This is a genomic window from Mesorhizobium sp. M7A.F.Ca.US.008.03.1.1, assembly GCF_003997495.1.
Lineage (GTDB): Bacteria > Pseudomonadota > Alphaproteobacteria > Rhizobiales > Rhizobiaceae > Mesorhizobium.
Genome location: NZ_RZRU01000004.1, coordinates 59,323 through 76,700, shown reverse-complemented (window position 1 = coordinate 76,700; position 17,378 = coordinate 59,323). Strand labels below are relative to the sequence as shown.

The following is a 17,378-nucleotide window of genomic DNA, read 5'->3' as shown; positions in this document are numbered from 1 at the left end:
GAAAGGGGGCGTCGCCCGCGTTCATTCCTCTTTCGCAGGGCGGCGAAGCCGCAGGATGAGCACGGCGGCGAGCGCTGCGGCAAGCCCGTACCAGGTGACAGCATATTGCAGATGGCTGTTCGGCAGGTCGATGATGGTGACGCCGCCAACCGGCAATCCGCCTGGATTTGGAGTCTTGTCTGCGTCGATGAAGATCGGCACCAGCGCAGCACCCGCCGGCAGACCGGCGCTCGCAGCCATCACGTCGCGATCCTTCCAGTAGAAGATGTTCTTCGCCACGTCGTTGTCGGGAAGCATCACCGACGGCTTCGCCGGCAGGGGGTTGCGAGCGAGCCCGGTGACCGTCACCCTGCCTGTCACCTGTCCCTTGGCGCGCTTGGCGGCGTCCTTCAGATCGTAAGGCACGAAGCCGCGATTGATCAGGACGAAGCGGCCATCGTCGAGCGCCAGCGGCGTGTAGACGTTGAAGCCGGCGTCACCTTCCCAGGTCGCGTAGAAATGGCGTTCGCCTTGATGCAGGAACGTGCCGGTGACGGTGACAGGCGTATAATCGACATCCCCGGTGGCGGCGAACTCTTTCTCGACCTCAACCAACGGCAAGGGCGCCGAATGAGTGCGCTGGTCGATGGTCTGCAGAAGGCCTTCCTTCCAATACAGGCGCTGCACCTGCCAGGTGCCGAGCGTCAGCAGGATCAGGAACAGCACAAGGCCAAGGCCGAGCAGCAATGCCGATCGCGGCCGCGAACGACCGTCCGTCTTAACGGAAGCCTCGCTCATTCGCCGCGATCCAGCCGGCCCTCGGCCGCTTTGTTGCGGTATTGCAGCGTCAGCAGAACGCCCTTGATCAGCCGCAGCGCCGTCAGGCACAGCACCACAGCGAGCGGGATCCAGACCAGCAGATGCAGCCAGAGCGGCGGGCTGAGCGTGACTTCTACCCAGAGCGCCAGGCCGACAATGAGGAAGCCGATGATCAGGATCACGAACACCGCCGGCCCGTCGCCGGCGTCAGCGTAGGAATAATCGAGGCCGCAATTGACGCAGCGCTTGCCGACGGCGAGGAAGCCGGAAAACAGCCGCCCCTCGCCGCAACGCGGGCAGCGGCCGTGCAGGCCAGCTGAAATCGGGTCGATCGGAGGCCAGATCGCCCTGTCTTCACTCGTGGAAGCGTCATCGCTCATTGCTTACCGCTCGATTTCGATCGGTGTGCCATCGGCCACCAGCGTCCAGATTTCGTCCATGTCGGAGTCCGTAACCGCAATGCAGCCATCGGTCCAGTCGACCAATTGAAGCAGCCAGCCCCACCAGCCATAACCATTCGGTTGGCCATGGATCATGATCATGCCGCCCGCGTCGACGTTGCGCGCCCTGGCGGCGGCCTCATCGTCGGCATTGGGGTACGAAATATGGATCGATTTATGCGCGATGCTGTTCGGGTTGCGCCAGTCGAGGACATAGCGCCCCTCGGGCGTACGTTGATCGCCCTCCTGGTGCTTGTGCCCGATGGGATCGCCGCCGAGCGCGATGCCGTAGTTTCGCAGGACCTTGCCGTCGCCGATCAGCTCCAGCCGGCGTTCGGCCTTGTGGACACGCACCAGGTCCACCTTCTCGCCGGCAAAGGCCGGGAGTGCCGCGATCATCAATGCGCAAATGGCCCGGAAAATTGTTAGCCGCATAGGCTATGGATCGGCAATCATTGCGCCAAAAAGAAGAAGGCGGCCACGTTGCCGCGGCCGCCTCCAGAAATGAAAATCCCCTAGGGCGGATCAGTGGCCCTCGATCACCGCGCCAACCGATCCCCAGACGTAGATCGAGGCGAACAGGAACAGCCAGACCACGTCGACGAAGTGCCAGTACCAGGCGGCCGCCTCGAAGCCGAAATGCTGCTTGGGGGTGAAATCACCCTTCATCGCCCGGATCAGGCAGACCAACAGGAAGATGGTGCCGATGATGACGTGGAAACCGTGGAAGCCGGTCGCCATGAAGAAGGTGGCGCCATAGATGGAATCCTTGAAGGCGAACGGAGCGTGCATGTACTCGTAGGCCTGCACCATGGTGAACAGCATGCCGAGGCCAACGGTCAGCACCAGGCCGTTGATCAGCCCCTTGCGATCGCCATGGATGAGCGAATGGTGCGCCCAGGTCACCGTGGTGCCCGACAGCAGCAGGATGACGGTGTTGTAGAGCGGCAGATGGAAGGGATCGAGAACCTCCATGCCCTTCGGCGGCCAGACACCGCCGGTAAACGCGGTGCGGGCATATTGCTGGACTTCGCTCGGAAACAGGCTGGCATCGAAATAGGCCCAGAACCAGGCAACGAAGAACATCACCTCCGAGGCGATGAACATGATCATGCCGTAACGCAGATGCAGCGACACGACACGCGTGTGATGGCCCTCATGCGCTTCCTTGATCGTGTCCGACCACCAGGCGAACATGGTGTAGAGGATGATCACGAGACCGATGAAGAACAGCCATGGATTGGCGATGTTGAAGCCAAAGATCGGGAACGAGCCGCCCTTCAGGTACTCCATCAGGCAGACGCCGCCAAAGGCGGTGACAAGTGCGCCTACCGATCCCAGAAAAGGCCACGGGCTCGGGTCGACGAGATGATAGTCATGCTGTGGTTTTGCGTGCGCGTCTGCCATATCAACCCCCGAGATTTGCTTCGGTATTCGAAATTGTCTTGCTATTGCCATCGGCCGGCTGAGAGGAGGCGACCGGCTTGGTCTTCTCGACCGGGAACATCGTGTAGGACAGCGTGATCGTCTTCACGTCCTTGAGCTCCGGCACGTTGACGATGTCAGGGTCCACGTAGAACAGGACCGGCATGTCCAGCGTCTCGCCGGGCTTCAGCGTCGTGTCGGTGAAGCAGAAGCACTCGACCTTGTTGAAATAGGGTCCCGCCAGTTCAGGCTGCACGTTGAAGGTGGCGCGGCCGGTCACGGGACGGTCGAACTTGTTGGTCGCCTGATAGTGCGCCTGCACGGTCTCGCCGATCTTCATCGTCATCGAGCGCTGGACCGGCTGAAACTCCCACGGCACACCAGCGATGTTGGCATCGAAGCGGACGGTGATCTCGCGGTCGAGCACGCGGCCGGCATACTGCTTCTCGGCACGTTGCGTCGTGCCGCCATAGCCGGTCGCCTGGCAAAACATCTTGTAGAGCGGCACCGCGGCATAGGCCATGCCGATCATGCCGGTGAAAAAGGCGAGGCAGACAGCCGCGACGATGACGTTGCTGTTCTTGCCCGCCGTTTTTTTGGACGTCTCGACGCTCATCACATCGTGCCCAGATTGTGGCCGAACTTCACGATCGTCGCGATGTAGAAAATGACCACCAGCAGCGCCAGCGCCACGCCGATGGCGATGGAACGGCTGCGCTGCGCCTTCTTCTGACGCTCGGTCAACGTGACGGTCTCGAGCTTTTCCTCTATCATGGTCATGCTCCACCCATGGCAAGCGCGCGTTCGACAACGCTGTCGGCCAGATAGGCAGCGAAGATGGCGAAGAGATAAAGCAGCGAATAGGCGAACAGGGCCTTGGCCGGTTTCATGACGCGGTCATCGTCGGCTATGCCAAGCACTTTCCAAGCGTACCAGACAAAACCGACTCCCAGCAGCAGGGCGGCCACGCCATAGAACGGCGTGGTGTAGCCAAGCAGCCACGGCAGCACGCCGACCGGGGCAAGCACCAGCGCATAGGCGAAGATCTGGCGGCGGGTCGAAGCGTGGCCGGCGACATTCGGCATCATCGGGATGCCGGCCTTGGCGTAGTCCTCGGACTTGAACAGCGCCAGCGCCCAGAAATGCGGCGGCGTCCACAGGAAGATGATCAGGAACAGGACAATGCTCTCGAGGCTGACCGTCCCGGTCACCGCGGCCCAGCCGATCACAGGCGGAATGGCACCGGCGGCCCCGCCGATGACGATGTTCTGCGGCGTCCAGCGCTTCAGCCACATCGTGTAAACGACGGCGTAGAAAAAGATGGTGAAGGCCAGCAGCGTCGCCGCCAGCCAGTTGACCAGCACGCCGAGCGTCATCACCGACAGCACCGACAGCACCAGCCCGAAGGTCAGCGCTTCGTGCGGCTGGATGCGGCCGGCCGGGACCGGGCGGCTGGCGGTCCTGGTCATCACGGCGTCGATGTCGGCATCGTACCACATGTTGAGCGCACCGGAGGCGCCAGCACCTATCGCAATAGCCAGGATGGCGATCACCGCCAGCAGAGGGTTGATGGTCACGGGTGCGGCGACCAGGCCGACAAAGGCGGTGAACACCACCAGCGACATGACGCGCGGCTTCAGCAGCGCGAAGAAATCGCCCGCCGTCGCTTCCGACATGCGAAAGCCCGCTTCGTCAATCAATGGGTCGTCGACAAGGGCCATGCGTACTTAAGTCCATCATCCGTTGGCCAAAACCGCCGGCGGACCGGCGGTTTCGTATTCGAGCGGGCAGCCGCCTTACTTGATCTTCGGCAGCTGTTCCCACTGGTGGAAGGGCGGCGGCGAAGGCAGCTGCCATTCGAGCGTCGTTGCGCCCTCGCCCCATGGGTTGGCGCCGGCGATCCGCTTCTTCTGGAAGGCCTCGAACACGCCATAGAGGAAGATCAGGACGCCGACGGCCGAGATATAAGAGCCGATGGACGACACATAGTTCCAGCCGGCAAACGCATCGGGATAGTCGATGGTGCGGCGCGGCATGCCGGCGAGACCGAGGAAGTGCTGCGGGAAGAAGATCAGGTTCACGCCGACGAAGGTGACCCAGAAGTGGGTGTTGGCGATGACGGGCGAATACATGTAGCCGGTCATCTTCGGGAACCAGTAGTACCAGCCGGCGAAGATGGCGAAAACCGCGCCCAGCGACAGCACGTAGTGGAAGTGGGCGATGACGAAATAGGTGTCATGCAGCGAGCGGTCGAGGCCGGCATTGGCCAGCTGGACGCCGGTGACGCCGCCGATGGTGAACAGGAAGATGAAGCCCAGCGCCCACAGCATCGGCGTCTTGAACGAAATCGACCCGCCCCACATCGTCGCGATCCAGGAGAAGATCTTCACGCCTGTCGGCACCGCGATGACCATCGTGGCGAAGACGAAATAGCGCTGCGTGTCGAGCGACAGGCCGGTCGTGTACATGTGGTGCGCCCAGACGATGAAGCCGACGGCTCCGATCGCCACCATGGCATAGGCCATGCCGAGATAGCCGAACACCGGCTTCCGCGAGAAGGTCGAGATGACGTGGCTGATGATGCCGAAGCCCGGCAGGATCAGGATGTACACTTCAGGGTGGCCGAAGAACCAGAACAGGTGCTGGAACAGGATCGGGTCGCCGCCGCCATCTGGCGCAAAGAAGGTGGTGCCGAAATTGCGGTCGGTGAGCAGCATGGTGATGCCGCCGGCCAAAACCGGCAGCGACAGCAGGAGCAGGAAGGCGGTGACCAGCACCGACCAGGCAAACAGCGGCATCTTGTGCAGCGTCATGCCAGGCGCGCGCATGTTGAAGATGGTGGTGATGAAGTTGATGGCGCCGAGGATCGATGAGGCACCGGCAATGTGGATCGACAGGATCGCCAGATCCATGGCCGGCCCCGGCTGACCCGAGGTCGACAGCGGCGGATAGAGCGTCCAGCCGCCACCGACGCCGAAGGCACCGGGCGCGCTCGGCACGAACATCGAGGTGAGCAGCAGGATGAAGGCCGGCGGCAGCAGCCAGAAGGAGATGTTGTTCATGCGCGGGAACGCCATGTCGGGCGCGCCGATCATGATCGGAACCATCCAGTTGGCGAAACCGCCGATCAGCGCCGGCATGACCATGAAGAAGATCATGATCAGGGCGTGCGCGGTGGCGAAGGCATTGTACATGCTCTTGCCGCCGTCGATCGCGGCGTCACCGTTCATGCCATAGACCATCTGCGCCAGGCCGCTGAAGATCTGGATGCCGGGCTCCTGCAGCTCCATGCGAATGGCGACCGACAAGGCACCGCCGATGATGCCGGCCATGATCGCGAAGATCAGGTAGAGCGTGCCGATGTCCTTGTGATTGGTCGAATAAACCCAGCGGACCCAGCCGTGATAAGGCTTGTGGTCGTGCCCGTCGTGAGCTGCAGCGTCTGCCATGTTCCGCTCCGTTCCCTAAATCTTGCTAACCCGCGGCATCAGTTGCCGGCGGCCGCTACCTTGTTCTGGCCGTCGACCTCGGCCATCAGCGTCTTGTTGGCGCCGGGCAGATCGGTCTTGGCTGCCGCCAGCCAGGTCTTGAACTGCGCGTCGGATACGACACGGATGGCGATCGGCATGAACGCATGATCCTTGCCGCAGAGCTGCGAGCACTGACCGTAAAAGATGCCTTCCTTCTCCGCCTTGAACCAGGTCTCGTTGGTACGGCCCGGAATGGCGTCGATCTTGATGCCGAACGACGGCATGGCAAAGGAGTGGATCACGTCGGTCGCGGTGACGAGCACGCGGGTCATGGTGTTGACCGGCACCACCAGTTCGTTGTCGACGGCCAGCAGACGCGGATAGACCTTGCGGTCCTCCTTGCCGGCGCCGGCCCGATCACCGTCCTGGAGGATCGCGGAGTTGAAGGAGAGCGTGTTCTCGGTCTGGTACTCGTAGTCCCAGTTCCACTGGTTGCCGGTCGCCTTGACGGTCAGCTTGGCTTCTTCCGGCGGCGTGTACTGCGCGGTCAGCAGTTGGAACGAGGGAATTGCCAGGCAAAGCAGGATGACGACCGGACCGACAGTCCAGATCACCTCGATCAGCGTGTTGTGGCTGGTCTTGGACGGAACCGGGTTCGCGCTCGCACGGAATCTGACGATGCAATAGGCGAGAAGAAGCAGCACCAGGATGGTGATAGGGACGATGAACCACATTGTGTAGTTCCCGAACCACTCGATCTGCCGCATCATGTCGGTCGCCGGCGCCTGGAAGGTTGTCTCCCAGTTCTTGGGCTGATCGGCATGGGCGGATGCGCCGGCGAAAAACGTGATAGCGGCACAAGCACTTAGAAACTTGGCACTTGCTGGAACCTTGGCGTTTGCCAGGAAATTTCTCATCGCCCTCATCGTCTCCCAGTTCCTCGCTACGGTACCCACGAGAATAACGAACAATGCCGGGACGGGAATCCCGACAGTTTCAAGCTGGTTCAAACCATACTCTTTTTCCCTCCGCAAGAAAGGAGCGGACGAAACCGTGCGGCATTTTTGCGCGCAAGCCCGGATGTGCCTTTGAAGGCAGCGGCGGCAGCCCCGAATCGCCTACATTCAGCCCACAGCAGCATTCCCGCGGGCCGCACGTGCTTAACGTCGCAATTCGGGCGAAATTGGCAGGGAAAAGCGCCGTATTGGCTTTTTCGGGGCAGACCTGGTGCGGTCTCGTCCTTTACTTGGCTTTGGCGCAGCTTAAAGTGCCGTGATTCGCAATGGAGCCGTCATGAATTACTGGCTTTCGAGAAACTCTCGGTTTTCGAGAAACTGGGCGAAGGTCATCTTTTTCGCCGCCCTGTCTGGCATCGGCTTGTCCGCGATCGTGTCCGGCACGGCGAACGCCGCGCAGCCGAGCGGTACCGTGCGCTCGACGCATGGCGCATGGTCGATCATCTGCGACACGCCGGCCGGTGCCACCTCGGAACAATGCGTGATGATGCAGAACGTCGTCGCCGAGGACCGTCCGGAGATGGGACTGTCGGTCGTGGTGCTGCGCACCGCCGACAACAAGGCGGAGATCCTGCGCGTGCTGGCGCCGCTCGGCGTGCTTTTGCCCAACGGGCTTGGCCTCAATGTCGACGGCAAGGATATCGGCCGCGCCTATTTCGTGCGCTGCTTCCAGGACGGCTGCTATGCCGAGGTCATCCTCGAAAAGCCGCTTCTCGACACGCTGAAGACCGGCACGTCGGCCACCTTCATCGTCTTCCAGACCCCGGAAGAAGGCATCGGCATCCCGGTCGACCTCAAGGGTTTTGCCGACGGCTTCGCCGCGCTCCCCTGACAGCCCGGCGACATCACCGACTTCATCAACCAGAAGTGACATCGGCGGGCTGCTGGCAAACCGCTTTTGTCTTCACAATGCGGCAGAACGATTGTCTCGGCGCACCTTCGCGCCTACATCGTGGCAAAGACCCATTCCTCCTGTGAACGGACGCGCCATGAACAGCCTGATCGGCCAATTCGACATTTCAGACGATCGCATCAAGCAGATCGTCACTGAGACCATCAACGGCGCCGATGACGGCGAACTGTTCCTCGAATACAGCGAGAGCGAAGCGCTGATGTTCGATAATGGCCGGCTGAAGACCGCCAACTTCAACACCGACCAAGGGTTTGGCCTGCGTGCGGTTGCCGGCGAAGCCAGCGGCTATGCCCATTCCAGCGACCTGTCCGAGGCGTCGCTGCTGCGCGCGGCCGATGCCGTTTCAACCGTCAAGGGCGGTTATTCCGGCACGATTGCCGCCGCACCCGCCCGCACCAACCGCCATCTCTATGGCGAAGAGAACCCGATCCCCTCGCCTTCCTTCGAGGCCAAGGCAAAGCTCTTGCAGGAAATCGACGCCTGGCTGCGCGCCGAGGATCCGCGCGTGCGGCAGGTTTCGGCATCGCTCGCCGCGTCCTGGCAGCATGTCGAGATCGTGCGCGCCGACGGCCAGGTGGTGCGCGACATCCGCCCGCTGGTCCGCATCAACGTCTCCGTCGTTGTCGGCAATGGCGACCGCCAGGAGAGCGGCTCCTACGGCATGGGCGGCCGCAAGGCGTTTGGCGAATTCCTGGTCGAGGACAGCTGGAAGCACGCCGCCAAGGAGGCGCTCAGGCAAGCCCTGGTCAATCTCGAGGCCATACCGGCGCCGGCCGGCACCTTCGACATCGTCTTGTCCAGCGGCTGGCCGGGCGTCATGCTGCACGAAGCTGTCGGCCATGGGCTGGAAGGCGATTTCAACCGCAAGAAGACTTCGGCCTTCGCCGGCCTGCTCGGCCAGCAAGTCGCCGCCAAGGGGGTGACCGTCGTCGACGACGGCACGATGCCCGAGCGGCGCGGCTCGCTGACAGTCGACGACGAAGGCACGCCTTCGGCCCGCAATGTGCTGATCGAGGACGGCAAGCTGGTCGGCTACATGCAGGATCGCCAGAACGCCCGGCTGATGGGCATGAAGGCGACCGGCAACGGCAGGCGCGAAGGCTACGCACACCAGCCGATGCCGCGCATGACCAACACCTACATGACAGCGGGCGGCATGGAGCCGGACGAAATCATCGCCTCGGTTAAGAACGGCATCTATGCCGTCTCCTTCGGCGGCGGCCAGGTGGACATCACCTCCGGCAAATTCGTCTTCGGCTGCACCGAGGCCTACATGATCGAGAACGGCAAGGTGACGCAGCCGATCAAGGGCGCGATGCTGATCGGCAACGGGCCGGACGCCATGCACCGCGTCTCGATGATCGGCAACGACATGAAGCTCGACACCGGCATCGGCATGTGCGGCAAGGCCGGACAGGGCGTGCCCGTCGGCGTCGGCCAGCCGCATCTGCGCATGAACCAGATGACGGTGGGCGGCACCAGGGTTTGATGGCCCGGGCTCGCCTTGCATCCGATAACTTAGGCGGATGGCACAGCACGTCCGCTCCTTCGGAGCCTGGCGATTCAGCCTTGAATTCGTCACCGCCTAAGTTTATCTTACCTTTGTCTTACATCAAGGGAAGAGCCGCTATGGCTGCCTCAGACAAGCTTATCACCACTGTCTCCACAAAGGGGCAGGTCATTCTGCCAAGTTCGATCCGGAAACGGAGGGAGTGGGTCGCAGGGACTCGCCTTGTTGTCGAAGACACACCGGAAGGCGTACTGCTTAGGCCGACGCCGGCCTTCGCCGCAACACGGCCAGAGGACGTATTTGCGTCATTGCCGAGTAGAGGCAAACCTCTGACACTGGAAGAAATGGACGCCGCTGTGCTGGCGGAGGCACGCCGGCGCCATGCTCGCGATTGATACCAATTTGATCGTCCGCTACTTGACTGGCGATCATGCGGAGCAGGCTCATCGAGCCCGAGGACTGATCGATGGCCGACCTGTTTTCGTCCCCGTTACAGTAGTACTTGAGGTCGAATGGGTGTTGCGCAGTGGTTATGGCTATGCGCAGACCGATATCGTGCAAGCGCTGCGGACATTTGGCGGGCTCCCCACGGTTGAAGTCGAGGACGGAGCGGCCGTGTCGTCCGCGCTTGACCTAGCAGAGAAGGGAATGGATTTTGCTGATGCGTTGCATCTCAGCAAATCTGCCCATTGTGAAGGCTTCGCGACGTTCGACCTTAGGTTTGTCAAAGCGGCGAGAGCTGCCGGACACGACGGCGTACAGGAAGCATAGGACGCCTACCGCCGCCGCTTCGGCTTCTCCAGCAGCGCCACCGCCTCGACATGCGGCGACCACAGGAATTGGTCGATCGGCGTCACGCTTTTCAAGACGTAGCCGCCATCGAGCAGAATGCGCAAATCCCGCGCGAGCGTCACCGGATTGCAGGACACCGCGGCAACGTAGGGAACATCCGAGCGGGCGATCTGCTTCGACTGGTCTTCGGCGCCGGCGCGTGGCGGATCGAACACCAGGCCGTCGAACGCATTCAACTCCTTGAACGTCAGCGGCCGGCGGAACAGGTCGCGGCGTTCGCCCGTCACCCGCTTCAGGCCAGTGGCGAAGCGCGATCCCCGGTCGAGCGCCGAAAGGGCTGGCGCATCGCCCTCCACCGCATGGACTTCAGACTTCGCGGCCAGGCGCAGAGCAAAACTGCCGCAACCGGCGAAAAGATCCGCCACCTTCTTGGCACGCTTCAGATGTCCGCCGACGATATCGGCCATCGCCTGTTCGGCGGCCTCGGTTGCCTGCAGGAACGCGCCCGGGGGCAAGCCGACAGCGACGCTGCCGAACATGACCACCGGCTTTTTCGGCTCGATGATGATCTCGTCATCGATGGACAGCCTGGCAAAGCCCTGCGCCATGGCGAAATTGGCCGCGATACGGCGCTGGTGCTCCCCGAGCTTGCCGGATTCGTGAACCGCGACATCGAGCCCCGAACCGGTCACGGTGACCGTCATGCGGAACGATTTGGTGGTGGCGCAGACCAATTCGGCGAGCGCCTTCAGGCGATCGAGCGCGGCAACGATCTCCGGCAGCGAGATCGGACATTCCTCGATGGAGATGATCTCCGGCGACAGATGGCGATGGAAGCCGAGCAGCATGCCTGTATCGGTGCGCCTGGCGGCAAGCACGACACGGCGGCGCGTCTGCGGCGCGCAGGCGACCAGTTCGCCGATCTCGCAATCGATGCCCTTGCCTTTCAAGGCGTGCGCCACCTTTTCGCGTTTCCACTGGCGATAGGCTTCGGCTTCGAAATGCTGGAGCGCGCAACCGCCGCATTCGGTGAAATGGCGGCAGGCGGGATCGATGCGCAGCGGCGAGGCTTCCAGCACCGCCATCAGCATGGCGCGATCCCGTTCGCGCGCGGCGGTGACCGTTTCGCCGGGCAGTGTGAAGGGAATGAACAGATCGCCTGTCTCGGTCTCGGCGATGCCGTCGCCCTGGGCGCCAAGTTTCCTGATGCTGAAGCGCGCGCTCATCGGTCCTTGATCCCACCGAGCAGGAATTCGCGATTGCCGTCGCCGCCCTCGATCGGCGACAAATGCAGCCCCAGCGAGCGCCAGCCGGGAACGGAGTCCAGCCAATCCTGCAGCAGGCCGGCGACACGGGAGGCGTCGTAGGGGTCTTTCAACAGACCACCCTTGCCGATCGCATCACGGCCCGCCTCGAATTGCGGCTTGACCAGAAACATGGCCTTGGCGCCAGCCTTCGCCAGGCCAAGCGCCGGCGGCAGCGCCAATTTCAGCGAGATGAAGCTGACGTCGGAGACGATGAAATCCGGAATACGCCCGCCGAGATCGGCGAAGGCGAGGTCGCGGGCGTTCAGTCCTTCGATCACCGTAACTCGCGGGTCGCCGCCGATATCAGGATGCATCTGGCCATGCCCGACATCGATCGCGGTGACATGGGCAGCGCCACGCTCCAGCAGAACCTGGGTAAAGCCGCCGGTCGAGGCGCCGATGTCGAGCGCTTCACGACCGGCAGGATCAAGGCCGAAATGGTCGAGCCCGCCGATCAGCTTGAGTGCTGCACGCGACACATAGCCTTGCGCCGGATCATCGATGGTAACGTGGCATTGCGGCAAAACGCTCTGGCCGGGCTTGCGGGCGAGGACACCGTCAACCGTCACCGTGCCGCGTTCGACCGCGTCGCGGGCACGCGAGCGGCTGGCAAACAGCCCGCGCTGGACGAGCAGGTCGTCGAGCCGCTGGCGGGTGCTGGCTGGCAAAGGCGAATTCATCGGCCTTCATGGCGAAAGCCGACGACGATGGCAAGAGCGCCAGCCGGAAGCATTTCGTTCCCCGTTCCCATCATCACGCCCAGCATCTTGAGCGGCGACGATGGTGAGGCGTTCCGTCCCGCCGACCATCCTTATGAATATCCATGCGTTATGCCCGTTGAGACGGATGACCGCCGAAGCATGAGGTCTCGCCGCCTGCGGACAAATACCAAAAACCTAGAAAGCCTCATGATTTCTTAACCAATTTTCATCGCATTTGCTTGAGGACTTCAATGTTATGACCGCGACGACCGGAAAACCCGGATGAAGAGGCGGCAACCTTGGAAATGGCCAGCGATATTGTCTACAAGGTTCTTGACCGGATTTCCGGCGCCGGCCTGCTGGCGACCGGACTTCTGTTGTTGACTGCTTTGGTCAGCGCCTTGGTCGCCTACTGGCGCACGGTCGAGAAAAAGAGCTGGAAAGAGTTCTTCGAGTTCGCGGTCCCGCATGAGGTCATCACGCATCCTTCGGCGAAAGCCGACCTTTTGTTCTGGGTGACGCGGAAGGCGCTGATGCCATTCCTCATGATGCCCGCCGGCGTCGTCTTCGTCAGCGCCATCGGCTATGCGACGAACTGGTTGCTCTCCACACTGCTGGCAATCCAGCCGCCCCTGATTGAAGGCCCGGCAGGGCCGGTGACGGTGACGATCTTCACCATCACCATGCTGCTTGCCTACGATATCTCGTACTATCTCTATCACGTCGCCCAGCACCGCTACCCGGTGCTCTGGGAACTGCACAAGGTCCACCATTCGGCCGAGGTGATGGTCGGCATCACCAAGGATCGCGTCCACCCGCTCGACGAATTGATGAACCGGGCCTGGGACGGCGTCATTCCCGGCATCTGCTTCGGCATCTGGTCGCTGCTGTCGCTGAACCTCGTTGAGCTGACCGTCTTCGGCGTCAACGTCTACATCATACGCAACATCCTGATGATGGATTTCGTCAGGCACACGCATTTCAAGATCTCGTTTGGACCGCTGAACAATCTGATCCTGTGCCCGCACTGGCATCAGTTGCACCACAGCACCGACCCTCGCCATTACGACAAGAACTTCGGGCTGCTCTTCTCGTTTTGGGATCGGCTCTTCGGAACTCTGTGCGTTCCGAGACCCGACGAGGACTTCAAGTTCGGTTTGATCGAACGCAACGTGCGCGACTACCAGTCGCTCGCAGGCCTGTACGTCATGCCGCTGAAGCGGATGTGGCGACAGATCGCCAGACACTTCCGCACAGACAAGCCCGAGCCACAGCAATCGCCGCAAAGGGCCAAGCCATGAACGGACCCGCCGTGTTCCGGATGCCGCGAACGCACCGGATCGAAATTGCAACCTCGTCAGCGCGACTGGCAGAAATCGCGCCCGCCTGGGCAGCGCTCTGGCAACGCGCCGGCGGCCTCGTTTTCCAGCATCCCGACTGGATCTCGGCCTGGTGGCACACCACACCGCATCAGGAACGTCGCGGTCTCAGGATCGGCCTGGTCTGGAGCGGCGAGCGCCTCGAGGCCGTCATTGCGCTCGCGACCTTCTGGCGCTCGGGCATTCGTATGCTGGAATGGGCGGCGAAGGATCACTGCGACTATGGCGACGTCCTGCTTGCTCCCGATGCCGAGCCACAGATCCTGCCGCAACTCTGGCAACATATCCTCGACGATGGCGGCTTCGATCTTGCCTACCTCAATCGTCTGTTGCCCGATGCCCGATTCCGGACCCTGCTCGGTCCCGCCGCGCCAGGCCAAGGCAGCATCTTGCAGCCGAGCCACCGCAGCGAGGTCAGCTACCGAGTTTCCAGCGCCGGACAACGCGGCGTACAATGGTTTGAAAGCCAGTCGAAGAAAACCCGGCAAAACTATCGCCGAGGCTACAAATTCATGGAGGAAGGCGGCGCGCTGCGTTTCCGCTTGATGGATGCGCACGAAGCCCGCGAGCCGGTGCTGGAGCGCGTCGCGGCGCTGAAGCGGCTATGGCTTGCAAAACACGGCCGCGTTTCGGACCTCTTCGACGAAGGTTCCCCCGCGCTGGCGGCACTGATTTCCGTTCTGGCAGGGCTTGGGTTGCTGCGCATCTTCGTGCTCGAACGCGAAGACGAGATCATCGCCATCTCGATCAATTTCGAGCAGCATGGAACGATGATGGCTTTCGTCACCACCTATGACCCGGCCTTCGAACGGGCCTCGCCGGGCATGGTCTTGATGATGGATTACATCCAGTGGTCGTTTGACCGGGGCTTGACCACGATCGATTTTCTCTGCGGCGGCGAGGATTTCAAGCGCCGCTTTGCGACGCATTCGGTGATCTTGTCGTCAGTGGTGGGTGGACGAAACCTGCGCGGACGCCTTGCCGCCCTGGCAGACCGAGCCCGCCACGCGGCGCAATCCTGGCGCCCCGAGAAACCGGCGCACCAAGCGGAGCTGGTGGCGGCGGAGTAGCATTGCCGACGCTTTTTCACAGCGGCAAGCACGATGAAACGATCGGGCAATCCCGATCAAGGCTTGCTGCTCTCCGGCTCAGAATTCGCTTCGCGAAACGGGGCGCTCGACGGCTGGAGACAAGCCATCCTCGCGCCCTCCCGAAGCTTGCTCGCGTGCAGGCTCGATGGCAGGTGCGGGAACAGGGGCCGGCAGAACCACCAATTGCGGCACCTGCTTGAAGGAAAAGCCGCCGCGGATGTCGCCCATCTTGCCGGCGACGATGCCCATGGCCGCCTTTTCGAGGCTGCGATCATAGCGCGTTTCGGCTGTGGCCGGCGAGACGATGACGGTGCAAAGCACTACACCGCACAGAAGCGTTTTCATTGTTGTTATTTCCCTGCCTGATCACGATCTAGCAGGGCGCCATTGAAAAACGGCCAACAGACACGGTAAGCAAAGCGCCAAACGGCAGCGTAAACAACGCGTTAAGATCGTTGGCCGGCAAACCGATTCAAGTCATTGAGACTTTGATTCAGGCGCGCTGGGCGCGAACCGTATGCCCGAGCGCGACGAACACGGTGCGCACGATGCCGGCAGCATCGAGCCCGGCATCGGCATACATCTTTTCCGGCTTGGCGTGGTCGGTGAACGTGTCGGGCAGTACCAGCGGGCGCACCTTCAGGCCGCTTTCCAGCAGGCCTTCATGGGCGAGGAACTGCAGCACGTGGCTGGCGAAGCCGCCGACGGCGCCCTCCTCCACCGTCACCAGAACCTCATGCGAGCGGGCCAGCCGCCGGATCAGATCCTCGTCGAGCGGCTTGGCGAAACGGGCGTCGGCGACCGTGGTGGACAGCCCGGCAGCCCCCAGCTCCTCGGCGGCGATCAGGCAATCCTGCAGCCGTGTGCCGAAGGACAGCAATGCTACCTTGGTGCCCTCCCTTATGATGCGGCCCTTGCCGATTTCGAGCACAGAGCCACGCTCCGGCATGTCGACGCCAACGCCATTGCCGCGCGGATAGCGGAAGGCGATCGGGCCGTCATCATAGCTTGCCGCGGTGCGCACCATGTGGCGCAGCTCCGCCTCGTCCGCGGCCGCCATCACCACGAAACCGGGCAGTGTCGCCAGGAAGGTGGTGTCGAAGGCGCCGCAATGGGTGGCGCCATCGGCGCCGACGAAGCCGGCGCGGTCGATGGGAAAGCGCACCGGCAATTTCTGGATGGCAACGTCATGGACGACCTGGTCGTAGGCGCGCTGCAGAAAGGTGGAATAGATGGCAGCGAACGGCTTGTAGCCTTCGGTGGCAAGGCCGGCGGCGAAGGTCACCGCGTGCTGTTCGGCGATGCCGACATCGAAGGTGCGCGACGGGAACGCTTCGCCGAACAGGTCGAGACCGGTGCCGCTCGGCATGGCGGCCGTGACGGCGACGATGCGGTCGTCCTCGCGGCCCTCCTGGACCAGGCTTTCGGCGAACACCTTGGTGTAGGCCGGTGCGTTGGCCGGCGCCTTGGCCTGCGCGCCGGTGATGACGTCGAACTTGTTGACGCCATGATATTTGTCGGCCGCGGCTTCCGCCGGCGCATAGCCCTTGCCCTTCTGGGTGACGACATGGATGAGCACCGGGCCTTCGCCATTGTCACGGACATTTTTCAGGACCGGGATCAGATGCTCCAGATTGTGGCCGTCGATCGGGCCGATGTGATAGAAGCCGAGCTCCTCGAACAGCGTGCCGCCGGTGACGTAGCCGCGCGCATGCTCGACCGCCCGGGTGATCGCACGATCCGCGCGCTTGCCGAGATAGGAGGTAAGTTTCTTGCCGAAATCGCGCAGGCCGATATAGGCCTTGCCGGAGGCCAGCCGCGCCAGGTAGGCGCTCATGGCGCCGGTCGGCGGCGCGATCGACATGTCGTTGTCGTTGAGAATGACGATCAGCCGTGCATCGAGCGCGCCGGCATTGTTCATCGCCTCGTAGGCCATGCCGGCAGACATGGCGCCGTCGCCGATGACGGCGATCACATTGTTGCGGCCGCCGGAGAGATCGCGGGCGGCGGCCATGCCGAGGCCAGCCGATATCGATGTCGAGGAGTGGGCGGCGCCGAAGGGATCGTACTCGCTCTCGGCGCGGCGGGTGAAGCCGGACAGGCCGCCTTCCTGGCGCAGCGTGCGGATGCGGTCGCGGCGGCCGGTCAGGATCTTGTGTGGATAGGCCTGGTGGCCGACATCCCAGATCAGCCGGTCGTCGGGAGTGTTGAAGACATAGTGCAGCGCCACTGTCAGCTCGACCACGCCAAGCCCGGCGCCAAGATGACCACCCGTGCGCGACACGGCGTCGACCAGCTCGGCGCGAAGCTCGGACGCCAATTGCGGCAGCTCGCTTTCGGCAAGCGTGCGCAGGTCGGCCGGGATGCGGACCTTGTCGAGAAGCGGGGTATGCGGCGTTGCGTTCACGGTGCTCGGGCTTTCGGTTGATGGGCGAAATAGGCCGCCGGCTGGCGAAAGTAAATGCGTGTCAGTGACGCGGATCAGGCCGTGATCTTTTGTTTCTACGCATGTCGTTTCCCCAGAACCGGCCCACCT

At 62.6% G+C, this 17,378-nt stretch carries 19 protein-coding genes; 6 read left to right on the top strand and 13 right to left on the bottom strand.

Annotated elements, in window-relative coordinates; all coding sequences use genetic code 11:
• Positions 1-21 precede the first annotated feature (21 nt).
• The 9 genes from EOA16_RS08405 to coxB form a co-directional block, all read right to left on the bottom strand.
• Positions 22-777, bottom strand: a complete 756-nt coding sequence (locus EOA16_RS08405; protein ID WP_164754166.1) for an SURF1 family protein — start codon at positions 775-777, stop codon at positions 22-24.
• Positions 774-1,178: a DUF983 domain-containing protein gene (locus EOA16_RS08400; RefSeq protein ID WP_127257094.1), complete on the bottom strand. Its 405-nt coding sequence runs from the start codon at positions 1,176-1,178 to the stop codon at positions 774-776. The genes EOA16_RS08405 and EOA16_RS08400 overlap by 4 nt, the downstream gene beginning before the upstream one ends.
• A 3-nt stretch (positions 1,179-1,181) precedes the next feature.
• Positions 1,182-1,673, bottom strand: coding sequence for a L,D-transpeptidase family protein (locus EOA16_RS08395; protein ID WP_127257093.1), 492 nt, complete (start codon positions 1,671-1,673; stop codon positions 1,182-1,184).
• A gap of 90 nt (positions 1,674-1,763) precedes the next feature.
• Positions 1,764-2,645 (bottom strand): cytochrome c oxidase subunit 3, encoded by an 882-nt coding sequence (locus tag EOA16_RS08390; protein WP_127257091.1) that lies wholly within the window; start codon positions 2,643-2,645, stop codon positions 1,764-1,766.
• 1 nt (position 2,646) lies between these two features.
• Positions 2,647-3,279, bottom strand: a complete 633-nt coding sequence (locus EOA16_RS08385) for a cytochrome c oxidase assembly protein (RefSeq protein WP_127257090.1) — start codon at positions 3,277-3,279, stop codon at positions 2,647-2,649.
• Complete coding sequence (locus tag EOA16_RS08380; protein WP_013532777.1) at positions 3,279-3,437, bottom strand: hypothetical protein; 159 nt, start codon at positions 3,435-3,437, stop codon at positions 3,279-3,281. The genes EOA16_RS08385 and EOA16_RS08380 overlap by 1 nt, the downstream gene beginning before the upstream one ends.
• Before the next feature lie 2 nt (positions 3,438-3,439).
• On the bottom strand, positions 3,440-4,384 hold the full coding sequence (locus tag EOA16_RS08375) for a heme o synthase (RefSeq protein ID WP_127257088.1): 945 nt from the start codon (positions 4,382-4,384) through the stop codon (positions 3,440-3,442).
• Between the two features lie 75 nt (positions 4,385-4,459).
• Positions 4,460-6,112, bottom strand: a complete 1,653-nt coding sequence (ctaD, locus tag EOA16_RS08370; protein WP_127257087.1) for a cytochrome c oxidase subunit I — start codon at positions 6,110-6,112, stop codon at positions 4,460-4,462.
• Positions 6,113-6,150: 38 nt separating this feature from the next.
• Entirely contained in the window at positions 6,151-7,167 is a 1,017-nt protein-coding gene (gene coxB, locus EOA16_RS08365) for a cytochrome c oxidase subunit II (RefSeq protein ID WP_164754165.1), read from the bottom strand.
• A gap of 259 nt (positions 7,168-7,426) precedes the next feature.
• Here coxB and EOA16_RS08360 point away from each other — a divergent pair, with 259 nt between their 5' ends.
• The 4 genes from EOA16_RS08360 (at position 7,427) to EOA16_RS08345 (ending at position 10,343) form a co-directional block, all read left to right on the top strand.
• Positions 7,427-7,981 (top strand): invasion associated locus B family protein, encoded by a 555-nt coding sequence (locus EOA16_RS08360; RefSeq protein ID WP_013532781.1) that lies wholly within the window; start codon positions 7,427-7,429, stop codon positions 7,979-7,981.
• A gap of 157 nt (positions 7,982-8,138) precedes the next feature.
• A complete protein-coding gene (gene tldD, locus EOA16_RS08355; protein WP_127257083.1) occupies positions 8,139-9,551 on the top strand; it encodes a metalloprotease TldD in 1,413 nt (470 codons plus the stop codon).
• A gap of 140 nt (positions 9,552-9,691) precedes the next feature.
• Entirely contained in the window at positions 9,692-9,967 is a 276-nt protein-coding gene (locus EOA16_RS08350) for an AbrB/MazE/SpoVT family DNA-binding domain-containing protein (RefSeq protein WP_127257082.1), read from the top strand.
• Complete coding sequence (locus EOA16_RS08345) at positions 9,954-10,343, top strand: type II toxin-antitoxin system VapC family toxin (RefSeq protein ID WP_127257080.1); 390 nt, start codon at positions 9,954-9,956, stop codon at positions 10,341-10,343. The genes EOA16_RS08350 and EOA16_RS08345 overlap by 14 nt, the downstream gene beginning before the upstream one ends.
• A gap of 5 nt (positions 10,344-10,348) precedes the next feature.
• Here EOA16_RS08345 and EOA16_RS08340 read toward each other — a convergent pair whose 3' ends face one another.
• Complete coding sequence (locus EOA16_RS08340; protein ID WP_127257079.1) at positions 10,349-11,590, bottom strand: class I SAM-dependent RNA methyltransferase; 1,242 nt, start codon at positions 11,588-11,590, stop codon at positions 10,349-10,351.
• Positions 11,587-12,351, bottom strand: a complete 765-nt coding sequence (locus tag EOA16_RS08335; RefSeq protein ID WP_127257077.1) for a TlyA family RNA methyltransferase — start codon at positions 12,349-12,351, stop codon at positions 11,587-11,589. Before EOA16_RS08335 ends, EOA16_RS08340 begins: the two co-directional genes overlap by 4 nt.
• Before the next feature lie 326 nt (positions 12,352-12,677).
• Here EOA16_RS08335 and EOA16_RS08330 point away from each other — a divergent pair, with 326 nt between their 5' ends.
• Positions 12,678-13,673 carry a sterol desaturase family protein gene (locus tag EOA16_RS08330; protein ID WP_164754164.1) on the top strand — a complete coding sequence of 332 codons (996 nt, stop codon included), beginning with the start codon at positions 12,678-12,680 and terminating at the stop codon, positions 13,671-13,673.
• A complete protein-coding gene (locus tag EOA16_RS08325; protein WP_127257073.1) occupies positions 13,670-14,821 on the top strand; it encodes a GNAT family N-acetyltransferase in 1,152 nt (383 codons plus the stop codon). The genes EOA16_RS08330 and EOA16_RS08325 overlap by 4 nt, the downstream gene beginning before the upstream one ends.
• Positions 14,822-14,899: 78 nt before the next feature.
• Here the strand turns inward: EOA16_RS08325 and EOA16_RS08320 are convergent, their stop codons facing one another.
• Both EOA16_RS08320 and dxs read right to left on the bottom strand, forming a co-directional pair.
• On the bottom strand, positions 14,900-15,187 hold the full coding sequence (locus tag EOA16_RS08320; RefSeq protein WP_127257071.1) for a hypothetical protein: 288 nt from the start codon (positions 15,185-15,187) through the stop codon (positions 14,900-14,902).
• Between the two features lie 148 nt (positions 15,188-15,335).
• Positions 15,336-17,249 (bottom strand): 1-deoxy-D-xylulose-5-phosphate synthase, encoded by a 1,914-nt coding sequence (dxs, locus tag EOA16_RS08315; RefSeq protein ID WP_127257069.1) that lies wholly within the window; start codon positions 17,247-17,249, stop codon positions 15,336-15,338.
• Positions 17,250-17,378 lie beyond the last annotated feature (129 nt).